Annotated in this window: 24 protein-coding genes and 3 pseudogenes; 15 read left to right on the top strand and 12 right to left on the bottom strand. The window is 69.2% G+C overall.

Going from position 1 to position 24,119, the window contains the following annotated elements:
• Positions 1–117: 117 nt before the first annotated feature.
• The 3 genes from AB0D57_RS17755 to AB0D57_RS17745 all read right to left on the bottom strand — a co-directional run bounded on the left by AB0D57_RS17755 (position 118) and on the right by AB0D57_RS17745 (position 1,502).
• Complete coding sequence (locus AB0D57_RS17755; RefSeq protein WP_362072896.1) at positions 118–477, bottom strand: hypothetical protein; 360 nt, start codon at positions 475–477, stop codon at positions 118–120.
• 207 nt (positions 478–684) lie between these two features.
• Entirely contained in the window at positions 685–1,272 is a 588-nt protein-coding gene (locus tag AB0D57_RS17750; protein ID WP_362072893.1) for a DUF6262 family protein, read from the bottom strand.
• The gene (locus tag AB0D57_RS17745) at positions 1,269–1,502 is read right to left on the bottom strand and encodes a hypothetical protein (protein ID WP_362072890.1); all 234 of its coding nucleotides are present in this window, start codon (positions 1,500–1,502) and stop codon (positions 1,269–1,271) included. Before AB0D57_RS17745 ends, AB0D57_RS17750 begins: the two co-directional genes overlap by 4 nt.
• Positions 1,503–1,759: 257 nt before the next feature.
• Between AB0D57_RS17745 and AB0D57_RS17740 the strand changes: the two genes are divergently transcribed.
• From AB0D57_RS17740 to AB0D57_RS17730, 3 genes and pseudogenes are all read left to right on the top strand, one after another.
• Positions 1,760–2,218 carry a hypothetical protein gene (locus AB0D57_RS17740; RefSeq protein WP_362072887.1) on the top strand — a complete coding sequence of 153 codons (459 nt, stop codon included), beginning with the start codon at positions 1,760–1,762 and terminating at the stop codon, positions 2,216–2,218.
• Between the two features lie 230 nt (positions 2,219–2,448).
• Entirely contained in the window at positions 2,449–4,050 is a 1,602-nt protein-coding gene (locus tag AB0D57_RS17735) for an ISL3 family transposase (RefSeq protein WP_362072884.1), read from the top strand.
• Positions 4,051–4,168: 118 nt separating this feature from the next.
• Positions 4,169–4,638, top strand: a pseudogene (locus AB0D57_RS17730) (helix-turn-helix domain-containing protein); the annotation flags it as partial.
• A gap of 264 nt (positions 4,639–4,902) precedes the next feature.
• Here the strand turns inward: AB0D57_RS17730 and AB0D57_RS17725 are convergent.
• Positions 4,903–5,195: pseudogene (locus AB0D57_RS17725) on the bottom strand (AAA family ATPase); the annotation flags it as partial.
• Between the two features lie 39 nt (positions 5,196–5,234).
• Between AB0D57_RS17725 and AB0D57_RS17720 the strand changes: the two are divergent.
• The 7 genes from AB0D57_RS17720 (at position 5,235) to AB0D57_RS17690 (ending at position 12,396) form a co-directional block, all read left to right on the top strand.
• Positions 5,235–5,897 carry a LysR substrate-binding domain-containing protein gene (locus tag AB0D57_RS17720; protein WP_362072881.1) on the top strand — a complete coding sequence of 221 codons (663 nt, stop codon included), beginning with the start codon at positions 5,235–5,237 and terminating at the stop codon, positions 5,895–5,897.
• 216 nt (positions 5,898–6,113) lie between these two features.
• A complete protein-coding gene (locus AB0D57_RS17715) occupies positions 6,114–7,952 on the top strand; it encodes an SCO2524 family protein (protein ID WP_362072878.1) in 1,839 nt (612 codons plus the stop codon).
• Positions 7,953–7,955: 3 nt separating this feature from the next.
• Complete coding sequence (locus tag AB0D57_RS17710; RefSeq protein ID WP_362072875.1) at positions 7,956–8,873, top strand: SCO2523 family variant P-loop protein; 918 nt, start codon at positions 7,956–7,958, stop codon at positions 8,871–8,873.
• Positions 8,870–9,841: an SCO2522 family protein gene (locus AB0D57_RS17705; RefSeq protein ID WP_362072872.1), complete on the top strand. Its 972-nt coding sequence runs from the start codon at positions 8,870–8,872 to the stop codon at positions 9,839–9,841. The genes AB0D57_RS17710 and AB0D57_RS17705 overlap by 4 nt, the downstream gene beginning before the upstream one ends.
• A gap of 1 nt (position 9,842) precedes the next feature.
• Positions 9,843–10,820 carry an SCO2521 family protein gene (locus tag AB0D57_RS17700; RefSeq protein ID WP_362072869.1) on the top strand — a complete coding sequence of 326 codons (978 nt, stop codon included), beginning with the start codon at positions 9,843–9,845 and terminating at the stop codon, positions 10,818–10,820.
• Between the two features lie 157 nt (positions 10,821–10,977).
• Positions 10,978–11,826 carry a DUF6879 family protein gene (locus AB0D57_RS17695; protein ID WP_362072866.1) on the top strand — a complete coding sequence of 283 codons (849 nt, stop codon included), beginning with the start codon at positions 10,978–10,980 and terminating at the stop codon, positions 11,824–11,826.
• 108 nt (positions 11,827–11,934) lie between these two features.
• Positions 11,935–12,396, top strand: coding sequence for an N-acetyltransferase (locus AB0D57_RS17690; RefSeq protein ID WP_362072863.1), 462 nt, complete (start codon positions 11,935–11,937; stop codon positions 12,394–12,396).
• A 13-nt stretch (positions 12,397–12,409) separates the two neighbouring features.
• Here AB0D57_RS17690 and AB0D57_RS17685 read toward each other — a convergent pair whose 3' ends face one another.
• Complete coding sequence (locus AB0D57_RS17685) at positions 12,410–14,827, bottom strand: NB-ARC domain-containing protein (RefSeq protein WP_362072860.1); 2,418 nt, start codon at positions 14,825–14,827, stop codon at positions 12,410–12,412.
• Positions 14,828–14,980: 153 nt separating this feature from the next.
• On the opposite strand from AB0D57_RS17685, the gene AB0D57_RS17680 reads away from it, so the two are divergent.
• From AB0D57_RS17680 to AB0D57_RS17670, 3 genes are all read left to right on the top strand, one after another.
• Entirely contained in the window at positions 14,981–15,937 is a 957-nt protein-coding gene (locus AB0D57_RS17680; RefSeq protein WP_362072857.1) for an FAD-dependent oxidoreductase, read from the top strand.
• 14 nt (positions 15,938–15,951) lie between these two features.
• Positions 15,952–16,899 carry a hypothetical protein gene (locus AB0D57_RS17675; RefSeq protein WP_362072854.1) on the top strand — a complete coding sequence of 316 codons (948 nt, stop codon included), beginning with the start codon at positions 15,952–15,954 and terminating at the stop codon, positions 16,897–16,899.
• 91 nt (positions 16,900–16,990) lie between these two features.
• Positions 16,991–18,019, top strand: a complete 1,029-nt coding sequence (locus tag AB0D57_RS17670; protein WP_362072851.1) for an NAD(P)-dependent oxidoreductase — start codon at positions 16,991–16,993, stop codon at positions 18,017–18,019.
• A 34-nt stretch (positions 18,020–18,053) separates the two neighbouring features.
• Here AB0D57_RS17670 and AB0D57_RS17665 read toward each other — a convergent pair whose 3' ends face one another.
• The 4 genes and pseudogenes from AB0D57_RS17665 to AB0D57_RS17650 all read right to left on the bottom strand — a co-directional run.
• Positions 18,054–19,037 carry a TauD/TfdA family dioxygenase gene (locus AB0D57_RS17665; RefSeq protein ID WP_362072847.1) on the bottom strand — a complete coding sequence of 328 codons (984 nt, stop codon included), beginning with the start codon at positions 19,035–19,037 and terminating at the stop codon, positions 18,054–18,056.
• A 6-nt stretch (positions 19,038–19,043) separates the two neighbouring features.
• Positions 19,044–19,676: an iron-containing redox enzyme family protein gene (locus tag AB0D57_RS17660; protein WP_362072844.1), complete on the bottom strand. Its 633-nt coding sequence runs from the start codon at positions 19,674–19,676 to the stop codon at positions 19,044–19,046.
• A 62-nt stretch (positions 19,677–19,738) separates the two neighbouring features.
• Positions 19,739–20,197, bottom strand: a complete 459-nt coding sequence (locus AB0D57_RS17655; RefSeq protein ID WP_362072841.1) for a hypothetical protein — start codon at positions 20,195–20,197, stop codon at positions 19,739–19,741.
• Between the two features lie 65 nt (positions 20,198–20,262).
• Positions 20,263–20,580, bottom strand: a pseudogene (locus AB0D57_RS17650) (hypothetical protein); the annotation flags it as partial.
• Between the two features lie 550 nt (positions 20,581–21,130).
• Between AB0D57_RS17650 and AB0D57_RS17645 the strand changes: the two are divergent.
• Positions 21,131–21,355, top strand: coding sequence for a hypothetical protein (locus AB0D57_RS17645; RefSeq protein WP_362072838.1), 225 nt, complete (start codon positions 21,131–21,133; stop codon positions 21,353–21,355).
• Positions 21,356–21,480: 125 nt separating this feature from the next.
• On the opposite strand, the gene AB0D57_RS17640 is transcribed toward AB0D57_RS17645, so the two are convergent.
• The 3 genes from AB0D57_RS17640 to AB0D57_RS17630 form a co-directional block, all read right to left on the bottom strand.
• The gene (locus AB0D57_RS17640) at positions 21,481–22,125 is read right to left on the bottom strand and encodes a helix-turn-helix transcriptional regulator (RefSeq protein ID WP_362072836.1); all 645 of its coding nucleotides are present in this window, start codon (positions 22,123–22,125) and stop codon (positions 21,481–21,483) included.
• 5 nt (positions 22,126–22,130) lie between these two features.
• Positions 22,131–22,373 carry a hypothetical protein gene (locus AB0D57_RS17635; protein WP_362072833.1) on the bottom strand — a complete coding sequence of 81 codons (243 nt, stop codon included), beginning with the start codon at positions 22,371–22,373 and terminating at the stop codon, positions 22,131–22,133.
• A 631-nt stretch (positions 22,374–23,004) separates the two neighbouring features.
• Positions 23,005–23,121, bottom strand: a complete 117-nt coding sequence (locus AB0D57_RS17630; protein WP_362072912.1) for a helix-turn-helix domain-containing protein — start codon at positions 23,119–23,121, stop codon at positions 23,005–23,007.
• A 45-nt stretch (positions 23,122–23,166) separates the two neighbouring features.
• On the opposite strand from AB0D57_RS17630, the gene AB0D57_RS17625 reads away from it, so the two are divergent.
• Positions 23,167–23,769: a hypothetical protein gene (locus AB0D57_RS17625; RefSeq protein WP_362072830.1), complete on the top strand. Its 603-nt coding sequence runs from the start codon at positions 23,167–23,169 to the stop codon at positions 23,767–23,769.
• Positions 23,770–24,119: the final 350 nt, after the last annotated feature.

Here is a 24,119-nt window from a genome sequence, read left to right as displayed (position 1 = left end):
GTTGCGTCTGCGGCCTCGGGGCCGGCGCCAGGGTCACCGTCCCGGGCGGGGCGGCGACGGGGCCATCTCACCATCGGCCAGAACCTCTCCCGCATGCTGTGGCCTTCCCGGGCCCGGTCAGCTGAAGTCGATGCCTGTACTTGCGCTACTGCCGGGGCCGTCCGAGGTGGCGTCGCCGGTTCGCTTCACTCGAATGGGCACGTTCCCGGCTTCCTGCGGGCGTCGCACGCCGGTTGACGCCCGGCCTCCACCGGTCGCCTTGGCCCTCCCCGTATCGGCCACCACAAAGCCGGGTTGTGGGTTGGAGGTTGGGGACTGCATCAATGCCCAAACCAGGGCGGCAATACCAGTGGCGCCCTGGACTGACGCGGCTACCAACTGCCCGGTATCCGGATTGCGCAGCAGCCAGAAGAACGGCGTTGATGCCGTCAGCACGACCGCGACCACTATGACCGTGATCTTCCTGCTTCGCGACATACCCACTTGTCCCTCCCAGCAGCCAACGAACGCCTGCCCTCAGCAGCATCGGATGAACTTTGCTGGTACGCAAGGACGCCGCTGCGCGGCCACCGGTTCCAACCACACGTCGCTGGCACGGCTGCTTTCGGCTGCGTGCGTTTTCTCCCAGCTCAGCTCTTCCCTCCAGAGGAACCGCACCCTACAGGGATTACGAACCGAGCCGTCCTAGTTTCCTCGCGGTGGCTGATGCGGGAGTCGTGCAAGCACCTGCGCTTCGAGGTCGGCGATGCGCTTGTCGGCGAACCGGTTGTTGGACCGGGCCCCTTCGAGTCGTTCCCGGAGCGTTCGGTGTTCCCGGGTGAGCTGCTGGACTCGACGCTTGAGCGTGATGTTCTCGGAGGTCAGAGCCTGAACCGACTCCCCCGGAACCATCTGGTCGAGGTCGCGGAGGTTTCCCATCAGCTCGCCGATCTGCTGCCGTTGCGCGAAGACCTCCTTCTGCGTGCGGCCGAGTTCGGCCTCCGCGTTCAGCGCGCGTTCGCGCCAGGACGCTTCGATCTGCTCGTGCTCGGCCTGGGTTGCTTGGACTTGACGAGTGCGGCTGCCGTCGACCGCGTTGCTCACGAGCGCGCGGGCGTTGGAGTTCTCGTAGAGGAACGTGGCGGACACGCCGGCTCGTTGTGCGATGGCCCGGACGGTCAGCCGGCCGCGTTCGCGGCGAAGCTGACCGATGGCCTTCTCGACCTGCTCGAGTTTCTGCGCGGCTTGGCGGCGGCGTGCGTCGATCGCCGCCGCAGTGGCGTGAGGTTTCATGCAGCCTCGCTCTCCGTGTCGAGTTCCGCGAGCTCACGCGCCCGGAACGTCGTGCTCCAGACGCGCCCGAAGTAGTCCTGCGGGCGGCGGAGGTTGAGCGAGAGCGCCTCTTCAGGAGCCCGAAGCTCTCCAGGGCCTTCTCCAAGCCCGGCGATCGCCCGGGCCGTGGGTTCGAATACCTCATGCAGGTAGTCGGCGGTCGCACTGTCCGGCGCTCGCTCGGCGAGCATCCGCCATTCTCCGAACTACTAGAGAGATCGTGAAAGTGCACATCGGCCAGACGGTTCGTTGAGCTGATATCGGAGGCAGCCCCGGCCACCGGACGACCCTGTCCGGGACAGCTCCGGCGCATTCCTGTGACCAGGCCAGTCGGTTTTTCTCTGTCCCGGGCAGGTCATGGCCCCTTGACACACCGTTGGTTCCTGCCCAGCCTTGCGGACCAGACGCCTCGGAGGCGTACTCCCGAATTCCACCCCGAGAGGAAAACGTGAAAGCGAAATTCTTGGCGGCAGCGGGCTTGCTGGCCACCGCAGCCCTCACCGGGACGGGGTCAGCCCACGCGGCGCCCTCTGCCCCGGCGGTCACCACCATCAACCTCAACCATTACAGCTACTCCGGGAACAGCTACATCACAGGCACCTATTCGTACTGGCAGGACGGCACGGACGCCGACGGCTATCCGAAGTACGACGGCAGGTTCACCAGCGTCAAGTTAACGGACGTGATCAACAACAACGGGCTCGGGTCAGCTCTCGTGCTCTCCTACGACGAGCTGAGAAGCGACGGCTACTGGTACATCATCGACCCCTACATATCGCGTACGGGGAGCGACGGCACAACGTCCTGGAACTTCAACGACAAGGACCGGATCAGCGCCTGGGTGTGCGACTACAACAGCAACCGCGACTTCAACAGTTGTAGGAACATCTTCTTCAATCAGCCCTGAGCAGCACGCGGCAAAGAGGAAACCCCGGTCCGCCGAAGCGTGACCGGGGTTCCTACAGAGCGCCGGGCAGGGCTTGCACCTGCATTTCCCCACAGGAAGTGGGACATTTGTCGGCGACGGGTGAATCGTGGCTCAGCCAAGATTTCCGTGAAGCCGATCATGCTCCCGTGCGCCGGTGACGCTCCGTCATTTGAATTGTGATACTCGCCCCGTGTGAGGAATTGCTGACGATGCTGTTGCCGCACCTCGGCGGGGTGCGGGTGGAGTCCGTGGTGCCCGAGGGCGACCTGTTACGGATCGTGGCCACGACTCCTGTGGCCATGGCGGTGCCGTGCCCGGATTGCGGTACGCCGTCGAGACGGCGGCACAGCGGCTATGTCCGCCGGCTGGCCGACGCGGCGATCGGGGGACGCCGGGTGTGCATCGAGCTGATGATCCGGCGTCTGTTCTGCGACGGCGCCCATTGCGCGCGAGTCACCTTCGCCGAACAGGTGGAGGGACTCACCGTCCGCTACGGACGCCGGACACCGTTGGTGGCACACCTGTTGAGTGCGATCGCGGTGGCCCTGGCCGGCCGGGCCGGCGAGCGCCTCGCGGCCCAGCTTCCCGTGCCGGTCAGCCGGACCACCCTGCTGGCCCTGGTCATGGCCCTGCCCGACCCAGCTGCCGCGACGCCCCGGGTGCTCGGGGTGGACGAGTTCGCCCTGCGAAAGGGGAAGAACAACTACGGCACCGTACTGGTCGATTGCGAGACCCGCGCCCCGGTCGACCTGCTGCCCGAGCGGGAGGCTGCCACCTTCGCGGCCTGGCTCACCGAACATCCCGGCGTGGAGATCGTGTGCCGTGACCGTGGCGGTACGTATGCGGACGGCGCCCGCGCCGGCGCCCCCGACGCGGTCCAAGTCGCCGATTTGTGGCATGTCTGGCACAACCTCGCCGAGGCCGTCAAACGCCTGGTCAGCCAGCACAGTGCGTGCCTACACGATCCGGATCCCGCTCCGGGGACGGCGCCAGAGGTCCTGCACTCGCCCCTATCGAAGGGGAGCCGGCTGGCTACCCGGGTCGAGCAGCACCACACGGCCGTGCACAACCTGCTCGACCAGGGCATGAGCGTCCGCGCCGTCGCCCACCACCTGGGCCTGGCCCGCAACACCGTCCGGCGCTATGCCCGCTCCGCCACCTGGCAGGAACTCACCATCGGGCGCTGGCAGAACCTGCCCAGCACCCTGGACCCCTACAAGCCCTACCTGCACCAGCGTTGGCGTGAAGGCCACACCGTCGCGGTGAAGCTGCACGCCGAACTGCGCGAACGCGGTTTCACCGGCTCCTACTCCGTCGTGCGCAACTACCTCCAACTATTCCGCCGCACTCCTGACGACCCACCCCCGCCGCGGCCCCCAGGGGTTCGGAAGGTAACCGGATGGATCACCCGCAACCCTGACCGCGTGAGCGATGAGGACCGGCAGAAACTCAAGGCCATCCTGGCCCGGTGCCCCGAGTTGGAGGCAGCCACCGGCCACGTCCGCTCCTTCGCCGCGATGATGGCCATCCGCAGCGCCGACCGGCTGCCCCAGTGGATCGCCGACGCGCGGGCCGACGAAACCCGCGGACTGCGCACCTTCGCCGACGGCCTGATGAAGGACTTCGACGCGGTCGTCCTCGGACTGAGCACACAGTGGAGCTCGGGCTGCGTCGAGGGCAGAGTTACAGACATCAAGTTCCTGAAGCGGCAGATGGCGGGCCGCGCCGGCCACCCCTTACTCCGCAAGCGCGTCCTGCTCGTGGCCGCCGACCGCCGACAACACAGAGTCACGACCACAGCGGCCTCATGATCGGCTTCACGGAAATCTTGGCTGAGCCCTGAATCGGACCCTCTGACGGCGGATCAAAACTGACCCACTTCGTGGTCTTTCGACCAACCTGATCTTGATCGAAGGTCAGGAGAAGAGGTTGATTTCCGTGGAGGACTGGGCAGAGATCCGCAGGCTGCGCCGGGCGGAACAGATGCCGATCCGGGCGATCGCGAGGCAGCTGGGCATCTCGAGGAACACCGTGAAGCGGGCCCTGGCCACCAACCGTCCGCCGGTCTACTCCCGGCCTCCGAAGGGCTCTGCGGTCGACGCGGTCGAGCCGCAGATCCGGGAGCTGTTGAAGCAGACCCCGACGATGCCAGCGACCGTGATCGCCGAACGGATCGGCTGGGAGCGTGGGATGACCGTCCTCAAAGAACGCGTGCGCGAGCTGCGGCCCGCCTATCTGCCCGTCGATCCGGTCTCGCGCACGACGTATCAGCCCGGCGAGCTGGCCCAGTGCGACCTGTGGTTCCCGCCCCTCGACATCGCGCTCGGATACGGTCAGTCCGGCCGGGGATGGTCTCGGGTTACTCGCGGATCATCGCCGCGCGCATGCTGCCCACCCGCACCACCGGCGACACCCTCGGTCTGCTGCTGGGGGTGATGGTCACCGCCGCGGACACGGCGACCGCGGACCAGGCGATGGAACGGACGATGCCCCGATCCAGAGACAACTCCGATGCGACGGGACAGTCTCGTAGGCCACATGCCGATCGCGGTGCGGAGCCCCGATGCCCGAACCGGGGACAGGGTCGTCCGGGCGCAAGGGCTCCGGCCGGGTCCGCCCCGACGGGTACATCGCCGAGGTGACGACAGCTGAGGGGGCGCCGCCTACGGTTCGACGATGTGCCGCAGATAGACGTGCGGGTCGGCGAGATAGCGGCGCCAGTGATCCACGACGCCGAGCTCCCGCCAGGCGACCCTGCGTATGCCGTGCTCGCCGACCTCGACGATGTCCGCGCTGGGCAGGCGATCACCAACGGCGAGTGCGTGGCACAGATGACCTGGCCGCCCTCCTTGGCCAACCGGTCGATGTGCCCGATCAGTTCGAGGCACGAAGAGAAGGAGAGCGCCGCCTCCGGCTCGTCGAGAACATAGAGCCCGGCGTGCAGGAACTTCCCGCGCATCGAGCAGCGTCCCGAATTCGACCCGAGAACACGGACATGCGCACCTTCTCCATCAGCGCGTCCGACTACGCGACGCTGGTATTGCTGAGCCCCTTCGTCCGGGCGGCGGCCGCCGAAGCCCCAGGCGTGACGATTCACGTCCTCCCCAGATCGAGAGATCCACGGCAACTGCTGCACACCGACGAGGCCGATCTCGTGATCGAACCAAGGGAGCTCCTCGGCGACACCGACTTCCCGTCGTATCCACTGTTCGGCGACCAATGGCTGTGCGCGGTCGACGCCGCCAATCCGGTCGGCTCGGCGCAGCAGATAACGCTGGACGAATACCTGCGTCTCCCGCACCTCGTGTACAGCATCGGACCGGACTGGCAACTCGACTTCGCCGAGCAGCACCTCGCCCAGCTCGGCATCCCACGTCGGATCGAGTTCACTGTGGAGAGTTTTCTCCTCGTGCCCTTCCTGATCCGAGGAACATCTCTGGCCAGCCTCGTCCTCGAGCGGGCGGCTCGTCAGCTCGCCGCCGCGGCAACCGGCATCCGGCTCCTGCCACCGCCGCTCCCCCTGCCCGACATCCACGAGACGATGTACTGGCATCCCCGTCATACGACCGACCCGGCACACCGCTGGCTTCGCGAACGCTTGCTCGCCTCCGCGAGCGACCTCGGCGGCATGAACGGACTTCTTTCGGACGGAACCTGACTGCAATAGGCGGCTTGCTTAAGTTGACACACCTCGAGGCCGCAGGGAAATGATCACTGCCTGCCGACGAGGCGGCGCCACCTGATTCGGGAATGCGACGAAGAATCCGCCGGTGCGAATGTTTGGACAGGCGACGACTGTTACGAGGCCCATCGGAAGTACAAGAGCGGATATGCTCTGGGCCGGAGCGCGGGACACCCGAGCGAGGGATGGGGGATGCAGATCAAGCCACGCCAGCACCTGCTTGATATATGGCAGGCGGTGTCACGCCATTCGTTTGAGAGCGGTGAATGGGACTGGGGTGAAGGGGGAGGCCTCAGCAGTGTCGCCGACGCCGAGCGGCTGTTGTGCCTGATGTATCCGGCCACGGAGATCGCCGCATTCCGGCTGGACGACCCGGACACCATAGAACGCGACGTGCAGACCGCGCTGAAGGATGTCGGCGGCCGGACGGAGATCCCGGCGAAGCTGGTGCGCATCCTCGCCGAGTTCATGGACATCTATACCGCCGAGGACGAGGGGCCCAGCTTCGCGGGCGGTCATTACTTCGATGCGTGCGACCCCGGCGAGGAACTCACCGAGGAACAGCGCCGGCTGGGCGTCGTCGACTCGTTCTCGATGTCGATCACTCTGTGCCTGGCCATCCTCGGCTTTCTCAAGGTCTACACGGGCAGGACCCGGCGCGCCGAGGTGCGTGCCCTCATCGAGAAGCTCAGGACCGCCACCGAGACCCGGCTCACCGCCGCCATGGTGAGCCTGCTGCGCTCCTTCACCGTCAACGTCTTCGATCCCGACGATCCGCAGGGCCGCACCCTGTGCGACGTCCTTGGTCAGGGGCAGGTCTCCCGGCGCGTCGTGGTGGAGCGATTCCAGCGACGTTTCAGAGCACTGCGCGCCACCATCGACGAGCGCCTCGTGTTCGGCGTCGACATCGCCGACCGCCTTACGGACCAGAACCAGCTCTTCGAGTGCGGGTGGGCTTGGACCCTGGTGAAGGACTCTCCGCCGGTCGAGACCACGGAGCCCATCGGCCGGCAGCCCGCCGGCGTCGCCTGGCCGGTCCCGTACCTCTACTTCACCGTCGTCGCCCTCGACGGCATCCAGGACCTGTTCTCCGAACGCGCACTCACCCTCGGCTTGCTGACCCCCGAGCAGCAACGGCTCGCCGAGGCGTTACGCCTGCGGTGGGAGATCACTCAGCAGTACTGGTCCGGCATCGCCCGGTTCGGCGACGTCTGGCCGCTGGAGGACATCCCCTGGCGCACGACCGGGCAGAGCACGGAGTCCGCGTACTTCTCGCTGTCGGTCGCCTCCATCCTGGTCCACGACCTGCTCCGCCGCCGCGCCACCGACGAGGACCTCACCCGTACCGTCGCGGTGATGGAACGGCTCGCCGAGCGCAGCCGGATCACCAGCCGGATGACGGAAGAGGACACGGCGATCGTCCTACATGCCCCGGGCGTGCGACTGGCGCTCCAGGGCAGCGGCGACACCGGCCCCCCGATGCAGTGGACGATGGCCGACTTCTCCGCCCAGTTGCTCAAGCGGAGCATCCAACTCTGCGCACTGTCACGGAACGTGTCCTCGCACGACCGGCTGCTGAGACTCGCCGAGCGCATCTTCGCCCACGTGTGGGAGCGGCGGATCCACTACGGCAAGGGCGCCGGCCTGTGGGACGACGTCCAGGCCGTCTACCCAAGCGCGCCGGCCATGGAGCGGCCACCGTCCTGGAGCTTCACCGAACGCGTCGTCGAATGCATGGTGGCCGGCCGCCGGCTCTACGGCCAGCCGCCGCTCCACAGCACCGAACTAGTCGGCAGTGCCTCCTCGCTACTCAGCGAGGCGACCCACCTGCTCGGCAAGGAACTCCTCGAACCCACCTCGGGCCAGGACACCTCCCGCAGCCTCGCGCTCAAGTCCGTCGAGGCCGGACTCGCCCGGGCACGCGAGGTCCTCGACCGGCAGCCCGGCACCGCGATGGCACTCATCCTGGGAGTCCTGGCCGAGCTCGACAGCCTGGCGCGGGGCAGGCGCGCCGCCTCCCGGGGAGAGTGAACGGTGCTCGTCTTCGCCGCTTCGGACAAGGGCGGCACCGGCCGCTCGGTCACCAGCGCCAACATCGCCTTCCGCCGTGCCCTGGCCGGGGATGACGTCTGCTACCTGGACTTCGACTTCGGCTCGCCCACTGCCGCGGCGGTCTTCGACGTACCGAGCGTCATGGGCGGCATCGGCCAGGGCGGCCTCCACTCCTACCTCCAGGGGCAGGCGCACGAGCCGGTCCGGCTCGACGTCTGGGCGCACACCGAGCACCGGGCACTGCGCCACCGGCCCGTCGGCTCCGGCCATCTCGTGCTCTTCCCCGGCGACCGCAGCGGCGGCGAGTTCGCCGTCGGCAACGACTCAGTGATCCGCTGCATCGACCTCTTCCTGCGGCTCCACAGCGAGTTCGACGTGGTGCTGGTCGACCTCAGTGCCGGCCGCAGCTATGCCGTCGACCTGGCGCTCGAGGTCACCGCGCGGCCCGAGCTGCACGGCGTCGGAGCCCGGTGGCTGATCCATCACCGCTGGACCCGGCAGCATGTGATCGCCGCCTCCGGGTTCGCCTTCGGCCCACGCGGCATCCTCAGCGGCGGCGTCGCCCGCGGTCACGACGTCGAGGAACTGCGCGGCAGCATGCGCTTCGTACGGGCAGCCGTGCCCGACCCCGAGACGCCGCCGTGGTCCTTGGCGCCGCCCGCCCAGTCCGCGTGGATGCGCACGTGCGACCAGGAGCTCCACCGGCTCGCCGCCGACCGCGGCGTCGGCTACAGCGCGATGCTCGGCTCCGTACCGCTCGAACCCGTGCTGCAGTGGCGCGAACAGCTCATCACCGACGAGGACGTGCTCTCCAGCCAGGTCGCTGGACCGGAGACGCTGAAGGCGTTCCAGGACCTGGCCGGGAAGCTCACCGACGACGACGCCTGGGGGATGCCGTGACCGAAACCGGAACTGGCGCCGTCTTCCGGGAGACGACCGCCGAGCCGCGCACCCAGGCGGTGCCGCTCGCCCATGTGTCACTGGAACTCGGCCACCTCTCCATGGAGGACTTCGAGGCCGGTCCGGAACGGCTGCGCGAGCACTTCGCCCGGGTCCGGCCCTGGGCCGACACGGCGCGCACGGTCGCCGCCGCCGGCGGGCGCAGGCCCCGGGTGAGCACCTGCTTCCTGGTGGACGAATACTGCACCCCCTCCGCCACCCCCGCCGCGCTCCTTCCCGTCCTGCTCGCCGAGGCCGAACGGGCCGGCCTCGTCATCGACTACCTGGCCCGCGAGTCCGGCTGCGCCGTCGCGGACGGCGTCCCCGTCGCCGAAGGGGTCGAGGCACGCCTCGTCGAGTCGCCGCCCCCTGGCAGTGACGGCTCCCGGCCCCCGGTCGGCCAGACCGGCTGGCTCGCCAACGGCCGCCGCACCCCGGGCACGCGGACCGTGGCGGCGATGGCCGACGCCGCCGACTGGCAGCCGCCAGCCGAGACCACCGCCCGGCGGCACTCGGTCTTCCTCGACGCCGAGCTCTGGGACGAGCCCGGTGGCCGGCGAGTCTGGTCGTGCTCGTTCCTGGCCGCCGTCTGGCAGCTGGCCAGGCTCGGCCTGCTGCGGCACTTCGGCGAACCCGTTCTCCAGCCCGTGCCGTGGACGGCCGACGAGGACTTCCCGGACGACTGGGACGCGCTGCCGCCCGTGATCCGGCTCAACCCCTCCGCTGCGCCCTTCTCCGCCTACCGCACCTGCTCCGTCCTGCCGTCCCGGCTCCTGCCGGTCGAACATGCGGTGCGGGTCGTCCTCGATCAGGTGGACGTCGAGCCACACGCTCTTGCTCAAGTCTCCGAGCGCGCCCTCGGCGAGGGCCTTCCGGTACCCGAGGAGATCCCCGACCGCATCTCCTACGTCTTCCACGAGGGGCCCTGACATGGCCGGGCCCGCCGACACCGGTGAGCGCACCGAGCAGAGCCCGGAGCCGGTGCTGGTCTTCGGCGAGGTGCACACCTGCCTGCTGCAGCACGGCCAGGCACTGACCGGGCGCGGCGCCGCCGACCTGTTGCGGCTGCGGGCAGACGAGCGGGTCCGGCTCTCCGAGCGACCCAACCTGTACGTCCGGTCGCCCGACGTGCCGACCGGCGTGGACTGCCATCTGCCCTCCGCCTCCGGCGCCAAGGTCCGCGCCGTCGGCACCGTCACCGCCCGCGCCACGCTCACCGAGGGCCGCTTGCTCCAGGCCGGCGCCGACTGCACGGTCACCGCCGACGGCCCCGGCCGGCGCCGCCGCTGGGGCCACTACCTGGCCTGCCCCGGCGTCGTCGAGCCGTTCGGCACGCTTTCCGAGCGGGACGTCGCCGACGGCTGTCTCGGCGACGGCCGCCGCCCCGGTGACCTCGACCTGGGAGCGATCGCCGACCGTACGCTCACCCGGGTGCTGCGGGACCGGGCACTCGACAAGCAACCGCCTTTCAAGTCTCAGGTCACCCGGCTGCGTTGGGTGGCGCTACGGGCCGCTGACGGCGAGGGTCCCTCCCTGGAGCAGTTCACCCTCGCCGGGAACGGACTGCGGACGGCGGAGCTACGGCTACCGGCGGGCATCCCCGCAGCCGCCGCCGCGGGGCTCTGCCATGACCTCGCCCTGCACGACTGGCTGCTCACGACCCTCGTCAGGATGGTCGAGCGCAGCCGGCTCGGCTCGACCGACGGGCGGGACGCGCTGACGGCGCTGCGCCCCGCCGTCGACCACCTGATGCACCTGTGGATGCCGGCAGCGCGCGTGGACCAGCCCCTCCGCCCGCTGTGGGAGGCGTTGGAGCGCGAACCCGGATTCACCAGGCAGTGGCAGATCCTGGTGCAAAGGATCAGGGACCAACTGGCCCTGCAGGCCGCCGCCCACCTGCAGCCCTGACCGCCCACCGACGGGCGCGGGCCCTACTTTCGGGTGCGGGCGCGCACCATCCCTCCGGAGGAGATCACGACACATGGCTGGACCGTCGAACACGCCTGGTGCCGCTGCAATTTCCGCTCCGCACCGCCCGCCGATTCTGCTCAGGACACTGAACGCCGTGCTGGTCGGGGGAGTCGGCTATCTGCTCACCAGCCTCACCGAACAGCCCGGAGTCTGGAAGCTGACCGTCTCGATCCTTGTGGGCGGCGCGGCGCTGATCGTCCCGCTCATGACCGGCTTCGCGAGCCGGCTGGCCTCGGTCGAGGAGGCGCTCGCCACGCACGACTCCGAGATGAAGGAGCTGGTAGTCGACAGCCTTGCCCGCGTCAACGAGGTCACCGAGCTCTTCGAGCTGGTCGATCGTTCGGCGTTGCCGCGGGACGAGGTGACTCGGCTGGTCCGCAGTGCGACGACCGCCGGGACGGTCGCCCCGGCGATCGTGCAGGACTTCGTCCGCGTGGAGGTCATGCGGCTCACCGCACTGATGGAGAACCTCGGCCTGGAGGTCGTCGACCGGGAGGGAGAGGACCACGACTGGATCATGGCGCTCACCGGTTGCGCCGCCCTGACCATCGACGCCACCAGCACCTGGGCCGACCGGGACCTCTGGGGGAGCGAACTCGGCGCTCGGTACCTGCGCGCGCAGCACGACGCGATCGAACGTGGTGTGCGGATCCGGAGGCTGTTCATCATCGAGGAACCGGAGCACGACACCCCAGAACTGAGCCAGCTCCGCGACGACCAGCAGAGCATCGGCATAGAGGTGCGGGTGCTGGCGCTCTCCGGACTGTCGCCCATCGCCCGGATCACCGGGATCGACGACTTTATTGTCTTCGACGAGTCGCTCTCCTACGAGATCGGCTCCGACCTGCGCGGAGTCTCTGCCAGGACGGTCATCGACCTGCGCTCCCACCGGGTCGCCCATCGGGTCCAGCAGTTCAGGACACTCTGGGAGGCCGGCCAGTAGCGCCGGCAGCGGCGCCGGCCGCCCTGCCCGCAGCGCGAGGACTTCGGCCAGCCCTGCGGGCTGTGAAGGACGGCGGCCCGGCGCCAGGCCCGGTGCACACTTGGGGACATGCAGCACGGACAGGTGCGACATGCGGTCGAGGGGGACCTGGCGGCTATCGCGGCCCTGGAGGCGCGCGCGTTCCCCGGCCTCAGCTATCCGTACTTCGCACTGCGCCAGCTGTTCGACGTCCATGGCCACCACATGCTGGTCACCGCCAGCGCCGGGGGGCTGTACGGCTACGTGCTCCTGGCCGGCGACGGCAACGGCCGGTCGTGGCTCCTTGCGCTCGCGGTCGATCGCACCCACCGGCAGCAGGGTCACGGGCGCCGCCTGCTTGACGCCGTGCTGGGCCTCGCGGACGACAGGGAACTCGGCGCGGTCTGGCTGAGCGTGGCGCCGGACAACCACCCCGCTCTGCGGCTGTACCAGGCGGCGGGCTTCTGCCTCGCCGAGCGGCGCCGCGACTACCTTGGGCCGGGCCAGGACCGCCTGGTGATGGTCCGTCAGGTACCCCGCCGGACCCCTTAGCCCGCGCCTGCCGTCACCCGGCAGGCAGCCGGGCCGTCACAGCCGAGCACAATGCCCTCGCCCGGGCGTCGGTGTAGCCCTGCAGTATGCCGACCGCCTCACGCCGGTGCGACGCGGCGGCGGACGGATCGCCGGTCCGGTCCAGGGCAGCCGCCAGGTTCTCCAGCGCGCCTGCGACCCGCCAGTCGTCGCCGAGCTCCTGGAACTCCGTCACGGCGAGGCGGTGGAACTGCACGGCTTCCTGCGGCCGGTCCAGCGCCTGGTAGGCCAGCCCGGTTATGTCGAGCGCCGTCCCCTCCATCGCCTGGTCACCCAGGAGCCGGCCGATCGACGCGGCTCGCTGAAGCGCGGCCAGTCCGTCCTCGGCCCGGCCTGCCGCAAGGCAGATCCGCCCGAGTTCGGTCTCGCACTGCCCTTGGTAGATGACGTTGCGGGTCTCGTACGCCATGTGCAGGGCCTGGCCGATGTGCCGGTCCGCGTCGGCCAGGAGGCCCGTTTCCCGGTCGATCGTCGCCTCGACCCACAGGCATTCCGAGCGGGCTCCGGGGCTCTCGCCCTCGCGCAGCTCCCGGAGCGTGGCCGCCACGCACTCGCGGGCCTCACTGTGGGAACCCGCGTCGAGCAGCGCCTCGGCCCGCCCGATGAGTCCCCATACGATCCACAGACGCAGCCGCAGCCGCCGGGCGATGACCAGCGCTTCCTGGTACGACTGCAGGGCTTCGTCGAGCCGGCGCCCCAGCCGCAGCGCGTGCCCCAGCATGACCAGCGCGGCGATCGTCTGCCACGCGTCGTCGACCTGACGGGCGGCGGCCAGCGCGGCACGGCTGTGCTCAACGGCCTCCGCGACACGGTGCGCCTGCCGGTGCGCGATGCTCATGCCGAGGAGAGTGACGGCCTGGCCGAGCAGGTCCTCGGACCGCCGGGCGGCCAGCAGCGCCTGGCCGGCCATCGGCAGCCAGCCCTGCACGGGATGCCGGTCCAGGAAGGGCGTACGCAACAGGGCCGGCAGCTTCCACGCCACCTCATGGAGGCCGGCCTCGGCCGCCGCCCTGCTGACCGCCACCAGGTTGTCGGTCTCCACGGTGAACCAGGCCATGGCCCGTTCGTAGTCCGAGACGTCCGCAAGCCCCGGCAGGTCGGCCCGCGCAGGATGCACATGCCAGTCGTCGGCGTACTGCGCGTCGTGCACCTCGGCAGCCGCCGCCATCGCCTCCAGGTACCACTCGCACAGCCGCCGCACCGCGGCTTCGCGGCCTTCCGGCGTCTCGTCGTTCACCGCCTGCTCGAAGGCGAAGGCCCTGAGCAGGTCGTGGAATTGGAAGCGGTCGTAGGCGGACGCGGAGATCAGATGCGTGCCGGCCAGGGAGTCGAGCAGCCGCCGCGCGGTGACGGTGGAGACGCCTGCCAGGGCCGCCGCGGCATGCACCGAGAAGTCCGGCCCGGGGTGCAGGCCCAGCAGCCGGAACATGCGGGCGGCCTCGCCGCCCAAGGCCCGGTAGGACCAGGCGAACACGGTGTGCACCGCGTCGCCGTCGTCTTCCTCGTCCGCCGACAGCGCTATCCAGAGGGAGGACTCGTCCTGCAGATCGCTGATCAGCTCGCTGAGCGGCATGTGCGGCCTGGCCGCCGCCCGCTCGGCCGCGATGCGCAGCGCCAGGGGAAGACGCGCGCACAGACGGGCGAGCTGGATCAGTTCCGGCTCGGGGTCGGGGCCGCGGTGCCCCCGGGTGCTGTCCCGTAACAACCGTACGGCCTCGTCCTCGGCGAGGACGTCGAGGTCCAGCCGGTGCGCGCCGTCCCGGGCCACCAGCCCGGACAGCCGGTCACGACTGGTCACCAGCACCATGCAGGAAGCGGTCCCGGGCAGCAGCAGGCGCACTTGGCGTACGGCCGCGGCGTTGTCCAGCACGATGAGCATGCGCCGCCCGGCCAGCAGGGACCGGTAGAGCGCAGCCTTGTCCTCGGGGTCGTCGGGGATCGCTCCCGGAGCGACCCCCAGCGCGCGCAGGAAGCGCTCAAGCGCCTGATCGGCGGTGACGGGCGGTCCCGCGTCGTAGCCCCGGAGATTGACGTGGAGCTGGCCGTCGGGGAATCGGTCCTTGACCCGGTGCGCCCAGTGCGTCGCCAGGGAGGTCTTGCCGACGCCGGCGGTGCCGGCGATCGTCGAGATCACGACGGTCTGCGATCCCTCGGCGCCGCGGGCCAGGATGTCGTCGAGGCTGTCGAGCGCCGTCTGCCTGCCGACGAATCCCCTCACGTCTGCGGGGAGTTGCCGTGGGCTCGGCCCCAGCGCACGGTTCGCGTGGTGGAAGTGGATCCCGCCGGTGACGTCGCGTGCCTGGACCACGTCCCAGGCGTTCCCGGACAACTCGGAGCGCGTCGTCCCGGATCGGTCGGGACTGCGTTCGTCCCGCCCTTCGGTGCCCCCCATCGGCACGGCCTCCTGGTCGCAAGCAGCTGACCACCGCCCATGCGGCGTCCTCCTCCCAGTCAACCAGCTGAAGCGTCCATCAGCGGGTGTATGCACCGCATTTGACGTGCCGTCGATCTGGCCGTGATCCGGGCGAGTCCCTAATCTGGAGCGGTGGCTGTCTCAGCGGATCCTGAGGTTGTCGTTGTCGGGTACGGGGTGGCGGGGCTGACCACCGCACTGGTGCTGTCGGAGGCGGGACGGGCGGTCACCGTCGTCTCCGACCGCGCACCCCAGCGTACGACCTCGGCGGTGGCCGGGGCCCTGTGGGGGCCCTACGTCTTCGACGACCCCAGGGTGCTGGACTGGAGCCTGCACAGCCTGCCGGACCTGACGGCGATCGCCGCCAACCCGCGGTCCGGCGTCCGCATCGTCCAGGGGATCGAGGCCTCGCACGAGCCGGCAGAGTCTCCCGCCTGGCTGCGTTCGGTGAGCGGGTTCGCCACCTGCCGCCCGTCCGAACTGCCGTCCGGGTTCGGCTGGGGGTGGACCTACCGGGCGCCGATCTTCGACATGCCCGTCTACCTCGACTACTTGATGGACCGTCTGGTCGCGTCCGGGGCCACCGTCCGACTGCTGGACGGCCCGCTGCGCGACCTGGACCAGGCGCTGGACATCGCTCCGGTGGTGGTCAACTGCACCGGACTGGGGGCCAGGGACCTGGTGGGCGACCGGGAAGTGGCGCCGAGCTGGGGCCAGTTGGTGATCACGGAGAATCCCGGCATCGAAGGATTCTTCTCCGACTTCCCCGAGAGCGAGGACCCCACCTACTGGATCGCACACCCCGACCACGTCGTCCTGGGCGGGATGGTCAGGCACGGCAGAGGCGACCTACGGCCGGACCCGGAAGCCGCCGAGCGGATCGTAGCGCGCTGTGCCGCCGTCCTGCCCGCACTCGGCCGCGCCCGGGTCAGGGAACTCCGGGTCGGACTACGGCCGGTGCGGCCGCGCATACGACTGGAACGCGGCACCCACCACGGCGCTCCCGTGGTGCACAACTACGGTCACGGAGGCTCGGGCGTTACGCTGTCGTGGGGTTGCGCGCGGCAGGTTCAGTCCCTGATCGGCTGACGAGAGGAATGCGCGTGTCCCCGTCCCCGTCCCCGTCCCTGTCCCTGCCCCTGGACGCCGAGCGCTACCACCCGGACCCGCGAGAACCCGTGGACCGCTGGTTCCAGACAGCGAGCGCCTCCAACGTCCGCACGACGATGGCGGTCATCACCGACCTCGTGGGCCCGTCGTGTAGCGCCGTCGTCGATCCCTTCGCCGGCGGGGGCAGTTCGGCGACGGCGGCCCGGCTGATGAACCTGCCGTTCTTCGGGATCGAGATCGACCCTGTCCTCGCCTGCGTCAGCCTGGCGAAGAGCCGGGCCACCGTCCGCCATGCCCGGATGCTCCGGCGACTGCCGCCGATCCACGACCTCAAGAGCCTGCTGTCGGTACTGGCGATGCTCCCCGCGTGCGGCAGCGTCGACGAGGTGACCGTCGCATCCTGCCTGGCCGTCGTGCTGGCACTACGGGCCTCGCGCGGTACTCCGCTCGGATACGAGGAGGTCACCGGCGATCTCGCGCGCCACCGGCCCCCCGCTGCCACCAGCCGGCTGGTGTGCGCGGACGCAACAGCCCCGGCCGGCTGGCGCGACCTGCCGGTTTTGAAGGAGGGCGCCGTGCTGTACACCTCGCCGCAGTTCGGACGGCGGTCGCCGCTGCTGGGCGCCCCGCCACGGCTGACCGCATCGGCTCGCGACGTTCTCGCCGCCGCCCAGGCCGACCACGGGCGGGAGGCAGCCCCGCAGGATTCGGGCTTCGCCGCAACCACCGCGGCCATGCTGCGTCAGGCGGCCGCGATCATTCGGCGTGCGACGGTGGTCATCGAGCACGAGCCCGACGACGACGGACACGACGCGACAGAGGAGGCCCTGGAACAGATCGCCGCGGCGCTGCCAGGACGGGTACACGACGCACGGGTCATCGTCTGCGGACAGTTCACCTGGCGCGGGCCGCTGTCCCTCATCGCCTTCGATCTGCGGTGAGGATGCGAAACGTCCTCGACCGTCAGCGGTTCGCCTCGCTCCCGGCCGAGGCGATGACGGCGGCCAGAGGCCCCATGCCACAGGAGGGCACATGAACGAGCAGCTCATCGTCCTGGTGACCGGAACGGCCGTGGTGCCACCAGAGGCTCGCCGCCTGATCGCCGACCGTGGGTTTGCACTGCGGGAGGTCACCGACGACCACGTGGGCGCCAACGACCTGCATGCGGCGCTCGATGGCGTCTCCGGGTACCTGATCGGCGGATACGAGGAGCCGGAGCCTGCCCATTTCGAACGAGCCGCGGCCCTGGAAGCCGTCGCGTTCGTCGGCACCGACTTCCGGAGCTACGTGCCCGGCTGGCGCACGGCGTACGACTTGGGGATAGCTCTCGCGAACACACCGGGCGAGAACGCGGCCTCGGTCGCGGAGTTCACCGTCCTGCTCGCGCTCACCCTGGCCCGCCCGTTCACCGACGCCATTGCGAGAACCCCGCACTCCCCGGCCGACCCGAACTCCGCGGTGTCGCCTCCCGAGGGCCGCGAACTGGGCGGTCGCACCCTGGGAGTAGTCGGAGCAGGCAGGATCGGGGCACGCGTCGCCACGATCGCCCAGGGACTGGGCATGAACGTGCTGTACACGTCCCCGCGGCGCAACCAGGCGCTCGAGGCCGCCACGGGCATCGCGTACACCGACCTCGACGGCCTCCTTTCCCGGTCCGACGTGATCAGCCTGCACCGCCCGGGGCCCACCGCGGACGAACCGCCGATGCTCGGCAGACGGGAACTGGCGATCTGCAAGGACGGCGCCCTGCTGGTGAACACGGGCCATCACGATCTCGTCGATCCCGTGGCGCTCGCCTGGGCCGTCGAGCACAGAAACCTCCGGGCCGCCGTGGACGGCCTCGGATCCGGCGACGCCTGGGCCGCGCTCACGGCGCTCGGCCCGCAACGCTTCCTGTCCGTCCCCCAGATGGGCTTCCTCACCCGGGACGCGGGCCTGCGCGCCGGCCTGCGCGCCGCCAGCGCAGTGTGCGACGTGCTGTCAGGGACCGGCTCTCCCGACGTCACTAACCCCGACTTCCGCGAACGGCGTGCAGCCGTGCAGCGCGGCGGCGGCGAATAGTGCCAGGGAGCCGAGACGGGCGGAGTTGCCGGACTCAGCAGGGCGCGAACGGCTTCGTCTGGTGGGGGAGGGCGGCCTCCGCGCCGGCGGGACCCCGCGGCAGAGACCTGGCATACGTCCTGTGCAGCCACCGGTCGTGGCCGTCCCAGCGCGGCGTGAACGCCGTGCGACCGTGCACGACGCGAGCGTTGTCCAGGATCAGCAGGTCACCCGGGCGCATCCGTACCGTGTCGGTGACCTCGTCCAGCGCCTCGGACAGCGCCTGCAGGGCTCGACGGGCCGAAGGGTCACCGGGCTCCAGCAGATCGCGGTCGAAGGCGAGCCGAGGATCAGCGGGAACACCGTCGACGACCAGCACGTGCGCCTGCGGACTCGATCCGTCCGTGTGACGGAAGGCCAGGTCCGTGCCGCATGCCATACGGCGCTCGCGCAGGATCTTCCGCTCGGCGGCCCCGAGCAGCGGCAGCGCGGCCCGGGCGGCCGCCACGGTCGTCCCGGCAGCGCCGTCGTGGTCCGCGCGCGAGCACGCGAGCAGCAGGAAATCAGGCCGCCACCGGTGGTACAGCATTTCCGAGTGCAGGGACAGCGCAGTGGTCGAGCTCTGTGCCGACAGCGGATGGGCATCCGGCGACGGATAGATGTCCTGAAGCAGACTGCCCGAGTGCAGCTCGCGGTAAGCGGTGGGCACGCCCATTGCCGTGCATATCGCCAAGAGCCAGCCTTCCATGGCAAGCAGCGGGCGCTCGACCGGGGCGGGCCTGCTGTCAGGCGTACTCGGCAGCGCGCCGGGTACGCAGGGAAGATCCGTCACGTGAAGATAGCCATGGCCGTCCTGCCCCGTTCTCAGCGCCTTCAGGCGCTCCAGAAGCGGGCCTGGCAGCTTGGCGGCCACCTTGGCTGCGGCGTGGACGAACGCCGCGACATCGTGACGCGGCACTGCGGGCAACGCCACGAGCAGGTCATCGAGCCCGTCGTGCCATTCCCCGCACGACATGTGTACGGAACGCCCTGTACCCATGGCCCGTCACTCGGCTCCCCACGGCACCAGGGAGTCGTAGAACCGGCAGCGCGCGTCGAGCGCCGCGCTGACGCCGTACTCGATGTCCGCCCTGTTCGAGGGGACTTCCGCCGCGGCGTCGATCAGCGACTCGAGGAGTTCGGTGTGCCGTGTGTCGGCTTTCATGTTCTCGGTGAAGTACGAGAGGTCGGCCGCCGGGAAACGGGACCGGACGGCGGCTTCCAGCGGGCGGAATTCGGCGAGCGACAGATACTCGTTCGCGTAACAGAAGGCTCCCACGCCTCGCCAGGCGCTCGACGTCGTGAGTTCGCGCTGCGTCTTGAGGAACGCAAGCGTCCCGTCGGTCGCAGGGCAGTCGAGTCGGTCCCTGTCGACTCCCATCGACTCGAGCAGGTTGTCGAGCAGCACGGCGTGGGCCTGGTCGGGATCTCCCTCACCGAACTCCTCCCACAGGTTCTCGGCGAGCACCGTCCTCATGCGGAAGTCATCGGCGCACGAGATCAATAGACCGATGGACCGGGGAAAGGCGTACGACACGTGGCGTTCCTGAAGCCCCCAGGCGACGAGATGCTCGGGATCGGCCCTGCCGGAGGCCACCGACACGAGGAACGGGTGGCGAAGCACCCTGTGCTGGTCCACGAAGCTCCGCAGATGTTGCGATGTTGCGCACATGGCGTCCACCTCCGCAGTATCCAATCGGCTCAGCCTTGCGTCGGCGGCGTCTCCGCCCCGGGGGCGGGTGGTGGGGGAGGCGGAGCGGGGGTGTTGAAGGTCAGACCGGAGAAGTCCCGCCCTTGCACTACGGGCCCGTACTGGGTGCCGCCACTGACCGTGCTGTGGACGTCGCCGTCGCCGGTTCGCACAAACTTCGCCTGTTCATGCCACTGCCGCAGGTCGGAGGAGAACCCCGGGTCCACCGCGGCGCGCGCCGCCAATGCGGTGCTCAACGCCCATGCACGCGCCGTATCCCCGGGTTCGTCCTGAAGCCGGATCAGCTCCGCCTCTCCGGTGCTGACAGCCGCAGCCTGCGCAGATGCGTCGTCGCCGTGCCCGAACGGGCGGCGAACCAGCGAGGTGAGCCCCACCCACGCCTGGTGACCGAGCGCACCGGCGGCGCCTCCAGCTAGTTGCGCGAGCAACGCCGCCGACACCGGATCCATGCCCCCACCGCCCTCGGAGCGTCCTGCCCGACCAGGACTGGACACGTTACCGGCCCGGCGATGCCTCACGGGAGGCAAGTGCGGAATTGGCGCATACTGCGTCCACTCACCAGCCGCACCGCGCAGCGGACCTGCTTGTCCGGGTCGAGCACTGCATCCCCGGAGGGGCGCCGCATATATCCCATCGGCAGGGCGAAGCCCAGCTCGCCGTCTTCCTGCTGGACGTCGTGCAGGCGCATGTCGGGGGTGCCATCGGCTCCTTGGCCCAGAGCGCGTATCAGCAGTGACCGCTGGGGGTGGGAGGCGGCTTCTTCCGGGCTACTGAGGGGCCCTTCGTCGACCATCGACTGCACCATGGTGTGGTCGTGGGTGATCTGGAACAGCGCTGACGGAGCCACGCGTGGATGGACGGTCGAACCTTGGGCTGCGGAGCTGTTAGCCCCGCAAGTCCCCTGTTCCGCCCGGGGGCGCCTCCCGGACACGAAGGAGGGTGCACCGCTGTTCATGCCGTTGTGAGATCTTGCGAATTTTCGGCAGCGGCCGGTGATGCGCTGTCAGCATGTACCGCTCGGCGCGTCCATTCACGCGATCTGACCTGCGAGGTTGCGGGCCGGTGCCCTTGAATGGGTTCCGCGGCGCTGCTACGGGCCGCGTTTTCGCGGCCGCTTGAACCGGCCCCGTACCGCTGCTACGAGAAGGGCAGCCGCCCGTCATACACCGAGGCGGGCAAAGCCGCGCAAGTCCCGAACGCGCGCTCTGGTACGGCACCCAGGCCGGCCGTCGGCACGAGCACCCCCGAGTCCTCGAGCGAGTCGAACGCCCACGCGCCGGCCGTCACGGTGCGGGTTGTACGGGCGGGCCTGAATTCCGGATAAGCTCCCCATGTCCGAGCTGCATGCTGGGTGCGGTCGTTGTCGCCCATACGTTGATCGCGTGACAGCCCGCCGCCCCCTTGGCATTGGCCCTCAGGACGCGCACAGCATCCGCGCCGCCCAGGCCGACCTTCTCGACGCACTCCCCGGAGTCCGTCTCCCCGACCTTGACGAGCTGCGGGCCCGTGGAGTGCTCGACGCCCACCCGGTGACGTTGCCGAGCGAGCGGCGAACCCTTGGAGCCGGCGGCCGCGCGATCGGCGATTCGCCCGACCTTTCAGCCTGACGCGTCCTCAGCACGCCGCGCTGAGGGCCGATAGGGCTGCTCCGGCGTCACGGTTATGCCCATAGCGATGACGCCGAACGGCCCCTCGAATGAGGGGCCGTTCTTGGTGTGTCGCGCCGCCGGGACTACCTGAACGACGTCGCAGCGGACGTAAGCCCTGGCATCCACTGGGACTCGGGCCCCTGCAGCGCCTTCAGTCGCCGCCAAGTGAATACCCACACGTCCAAGTTGTTTTCCCGGATCCCGCAGGCGTACAAGTACGCCACGAACCGGTCGTACTTGGGCAGGTCTTCCGAGTTGAGCATGGCCCCGATGCTGCTCTTACTCAGGCGGCTCCGGCCGCGGTCCGCCAGTGCCCGCAGCGACGGCGAGCCCGCCCAGATTCGGACGGCACGCAAAGCCTCGACGAACTGGGCTGGCGTGGCCACCGTCAGCGGGTCCGGCTGTCCGAACTGCGGCAGGGGAATGTCGCTGCGGAACGTGATCGAGGCTTGGCGTTGCCCTCGCCCCGCGACCGCTCGATCCAAGAGTTCCAGGATCCGAACAATGTCGTCAGGTGCACTATCCAGAGCCGCCAGGAACCTCAGGAGGGGCTCGCGCCGAGGGAGCGCACTGCCCGATAGCCACCCGTGGACCGATGAGGCGCTCAACTGGGCGCGGTCCGCCAGTGTCCGCAGCGACGGCGAGCCCTGCTTAGCTCGCAGTTCGGCGAGAGCTTGCGCCAGCGTGGATGCCGCCGGCATGTCGTTGATTCTCTGGATCGTTGCCACCGCGGTCACCGCCGCCCTCGGTGCTGCGGCCGCCCGAAGAAGCGGACGAGGGATCGCAGCGGTCGCGCGAGCGCGGTGGACGTCTTGTCGGCGACTCCGATGAGAAGCGCGGCCCAGAGGGCCCCGGCTACTTCCACGGCGTGGCCGTGGACCCAGAGTTCGCCAAGCGCGGTGATCGAGACCGTGAGCGCGACGGCGGTGCCCAGAATCCGACCGAAGCCGAAGGGACGATAGGCGGGGGGACGCACGACGCATCCGTTCCCCGTCAGAGTGGCAGGCCAGAGAGCCCAACCGCCCTGCGTGTAGAGCCACAGCATGAAGAGACCTCCGTGAGGTTCGTCCTAGCCCGGACGTTAAGAAGGGGTTTCGCAGACCCCTGGGGCAGCACCGCGCGGCCCTGTTTCGAGCATGGCGTCACAGTGATACGAGGAGCAACTTCCGTTTTCATGAGGAGAGTTGGAGCCGACGATCACGAACTGTTCAGTCGGTCAGCAGCTCCGAGCCGCAGCGCAGGGCATGGAGGACTCGCCTACCTCTGCTGCCGCTCCAACACTGTCCAGGAGTGTCCGAGAACGTCCTTGAATGCTGTTGACGTAGTCCTGATCGACGGCAGGAAAACTGCCTGTCAGAGCCCACTTGGACAGTGACGACCAATCTGACTGTCCAACACTGTCCTGACCCGTCCCAGAGCGTCCGTGCTGGCTGGCCAGCCAGCCAGCTGATGTGGATAGTAGATGTTGAGACCAGTCCGCCTAGCCCGGACGATTTCGCTCAGGTCCCTGTTCGCAGCAGGAACCTGACATGTGCCCGAGGTCACATGCGCATACGGCGTCGCCCGCATCCTCGATGCGGGCCTTCGTCGTTTCAGGACCTATTGCTTCACGGAAGGGCGACGCGAGACCCCGGCACCAGGGAGTCCCGCCCCGCAGCCAGCTCAGGTACGTATTTGTAGATCGTGGTCCGGGAGACGCCCAGCAGCTTGGCGATGGACGCGATGGTGTTCTCGGGATCGGTTGTTGAACGAGATCACTGCAGCAGGGTGTGGAGCAGGCCGACGACGGCCAGGCCCACGAGGCGGAGAAGCAGGGCGGTTGGGGCAAGGGTTCCAAGGTGATGCGCCGCTACCGCGAGGACGACGACGGCTTCACCGAGAACGCCCTGCACGGCGTCCTGCAGGACGAGGCGCCGACATCTCAGCCGAGACCGACGGCATCGGTTGTCCCTCGTGCTGAAGGTCTGCGATTCCGCTTATCGCTCGGTGGCTTGATCGAGCCGTCTTCCGCGATCGCCAAGAGCAAGATCAAAAGTGATGACACCTCAACCGCCACCACCGGCAGAGTGACGAACGTCACACCCTCCTTGGCGCCTCTCATCAGCGCGTTCGGGGCGATTGATGGTCACTGCCGCAGTCACCCGCGTCAGACTCTCTCCGCTCTCAACGTTGCGGCAACGCCGCGGGCCCAGGGAGCGGTGGAGCCTGATTGCTCTCCTCCGCTTCGAGAGGGTGGGAGTCCACGGCCCATCGGCGCCGAAGACCGATCACTCACCCAACTGTGCTCTCGTGAGCAAGCCGAGCCCGCTGCGACACTGGCCCTACCCGAAGGCCACGCCTCCCACAAATGCACACCAGTCCCGCTGAAATGACAGCCCGTCGACCGGAGGAACACCCCCGAGACTCCATGGACCTCTCTCGGGCGGGGCCTCTGATGTTGCTCGGACGTCGGTACTGTCGCGGGTTCTTCCTGGTGGACTTCCTGACGCTTCCTGCCTGGACTTCCCACTCTTCTATTGGAGTTCGCGGGTTTCCTGCCGTACGCCTCCAGGACTTCCAGCCCTTCCCAGACCGGGTTGACCGTGCTTCACCCGCAGTCGGCCCCGGCCAACGGCTCCTGCTTCGGGTTCACCCGCAGTCGGCCCCGGCCAACGGCTCCTGCTTCGGGTTCAGCCGCAGTCGGCCCCGGCCAACGGCTCCTGCTTCGGGTTCAGCCGCAGCC

Origin of the sequence: Streptomyces sp. NPDC048275 (assembly GCF_040652275.1) — a bacterium.
In the GTDB taxonomy this organism is placed as follows: domain Bacteria; phylum Actinomycetota; class Actinomycetes; order Streptomycetales; family Streptomycetaceae; genus Streptomyces.
This window is presented reverse-complemented; position numbering and strand designations above follow the sequence as displayed.

What these genes read in the sequence shown, in the direction of transcription:
- AB0D57_RS17755 (WP_362072896.1), bottom strand. Translation starts at nt 477, where the DNA reads ATGTCGCGAAGCAGGAAGATCACGGTCATAGTGGTCGCGGTCGTGCTG.
- AB0D57_RS17750 (WP_362072893.1), bottom strand. Translation starts at nt 1,272, where the DNA reads ATGAAACCTCACGCCACTGCGGCGGCGATCGACGCACGCCGCCGCCAA.
- AB0D57_RS17745 (WP_362072890.1), bottom strand. Translation starts at nt 1,502, where the DNA reads ATGCTCGCCGAGCGAGCGCCGGACAGTGCGACCGCCGACTACCTGCAT.
- AB0D57_RS17735 (WP_362072884.1), top strand. Translation starts at nt 2,449, where the DNA reads ATGCTGTTGCCGCACCTCGGCGGGGTGCGGGTGGAGTCCGTGGTGCCC.
- AB0D57_RS17720 (WP_362072881.1), top strand. Translation starts at nt 5,235, where the DNA reads ATGCGCACCTTCTCCATCAGCGCGTCCGACTACGCGACGCTGGTATTG.
- AB0D57_RS17715 (WP_362072878.1), top strand. Translation starts at nt 6,114, where the DNA reads ATGCAGATCAAGCCACGCCAGCACCTGCTTGATATATGGCAGGCGGTG.
- AB0D57_RS17700 (WP_362072869.1), top strand. Translation starts at nt 9,843, where the DNA reads ATGGCCGGGCCCGCCGACACCGGTGAGCGCACCGAGCAGAGCCCGGAG.
- AB0D57_RS17690 (WP_362072863.1), top strand. Translation starts at nt 11,935, where the DNA reads ATGCAGCACGGACAGGTGCGACATGCGGTCGAGGGGGACCTGGCGGCT.
- AB0D57_RS17685 (WP_362072860.1), bottom strand. Translation starts at nt 14,827, where the DNA reads ATGGGGGGCACCGAAGGGCGGGACGAACGCAGTCCCGACCGATCCGGG.
- AB0D57_RS17670 (WP_362072851.1), top strand. Translation starts at nt 16,991, where the DNA reads ATGAACGAGCAGCTCATCGTCCTGGTGACCGGAACGGCCGTGGTGCCA.
- AB0D57_RS17665 (WP_362072847.1), bottom strand. Translation starts at nt 19,037, where the DNA reads ATGGGTACAGGGCGTTCCGTACACATGTCGTGCGGGGAATGGCACGAC.
- AB0D57_RS17655 (WP_362072841.1), bottom strand. Translation starts at nt 20,197, where the DNA reads ATGGATCCGGTGTCGGCGGCGTTGCTCGCGCAACTAGCTGGAGGCGCC.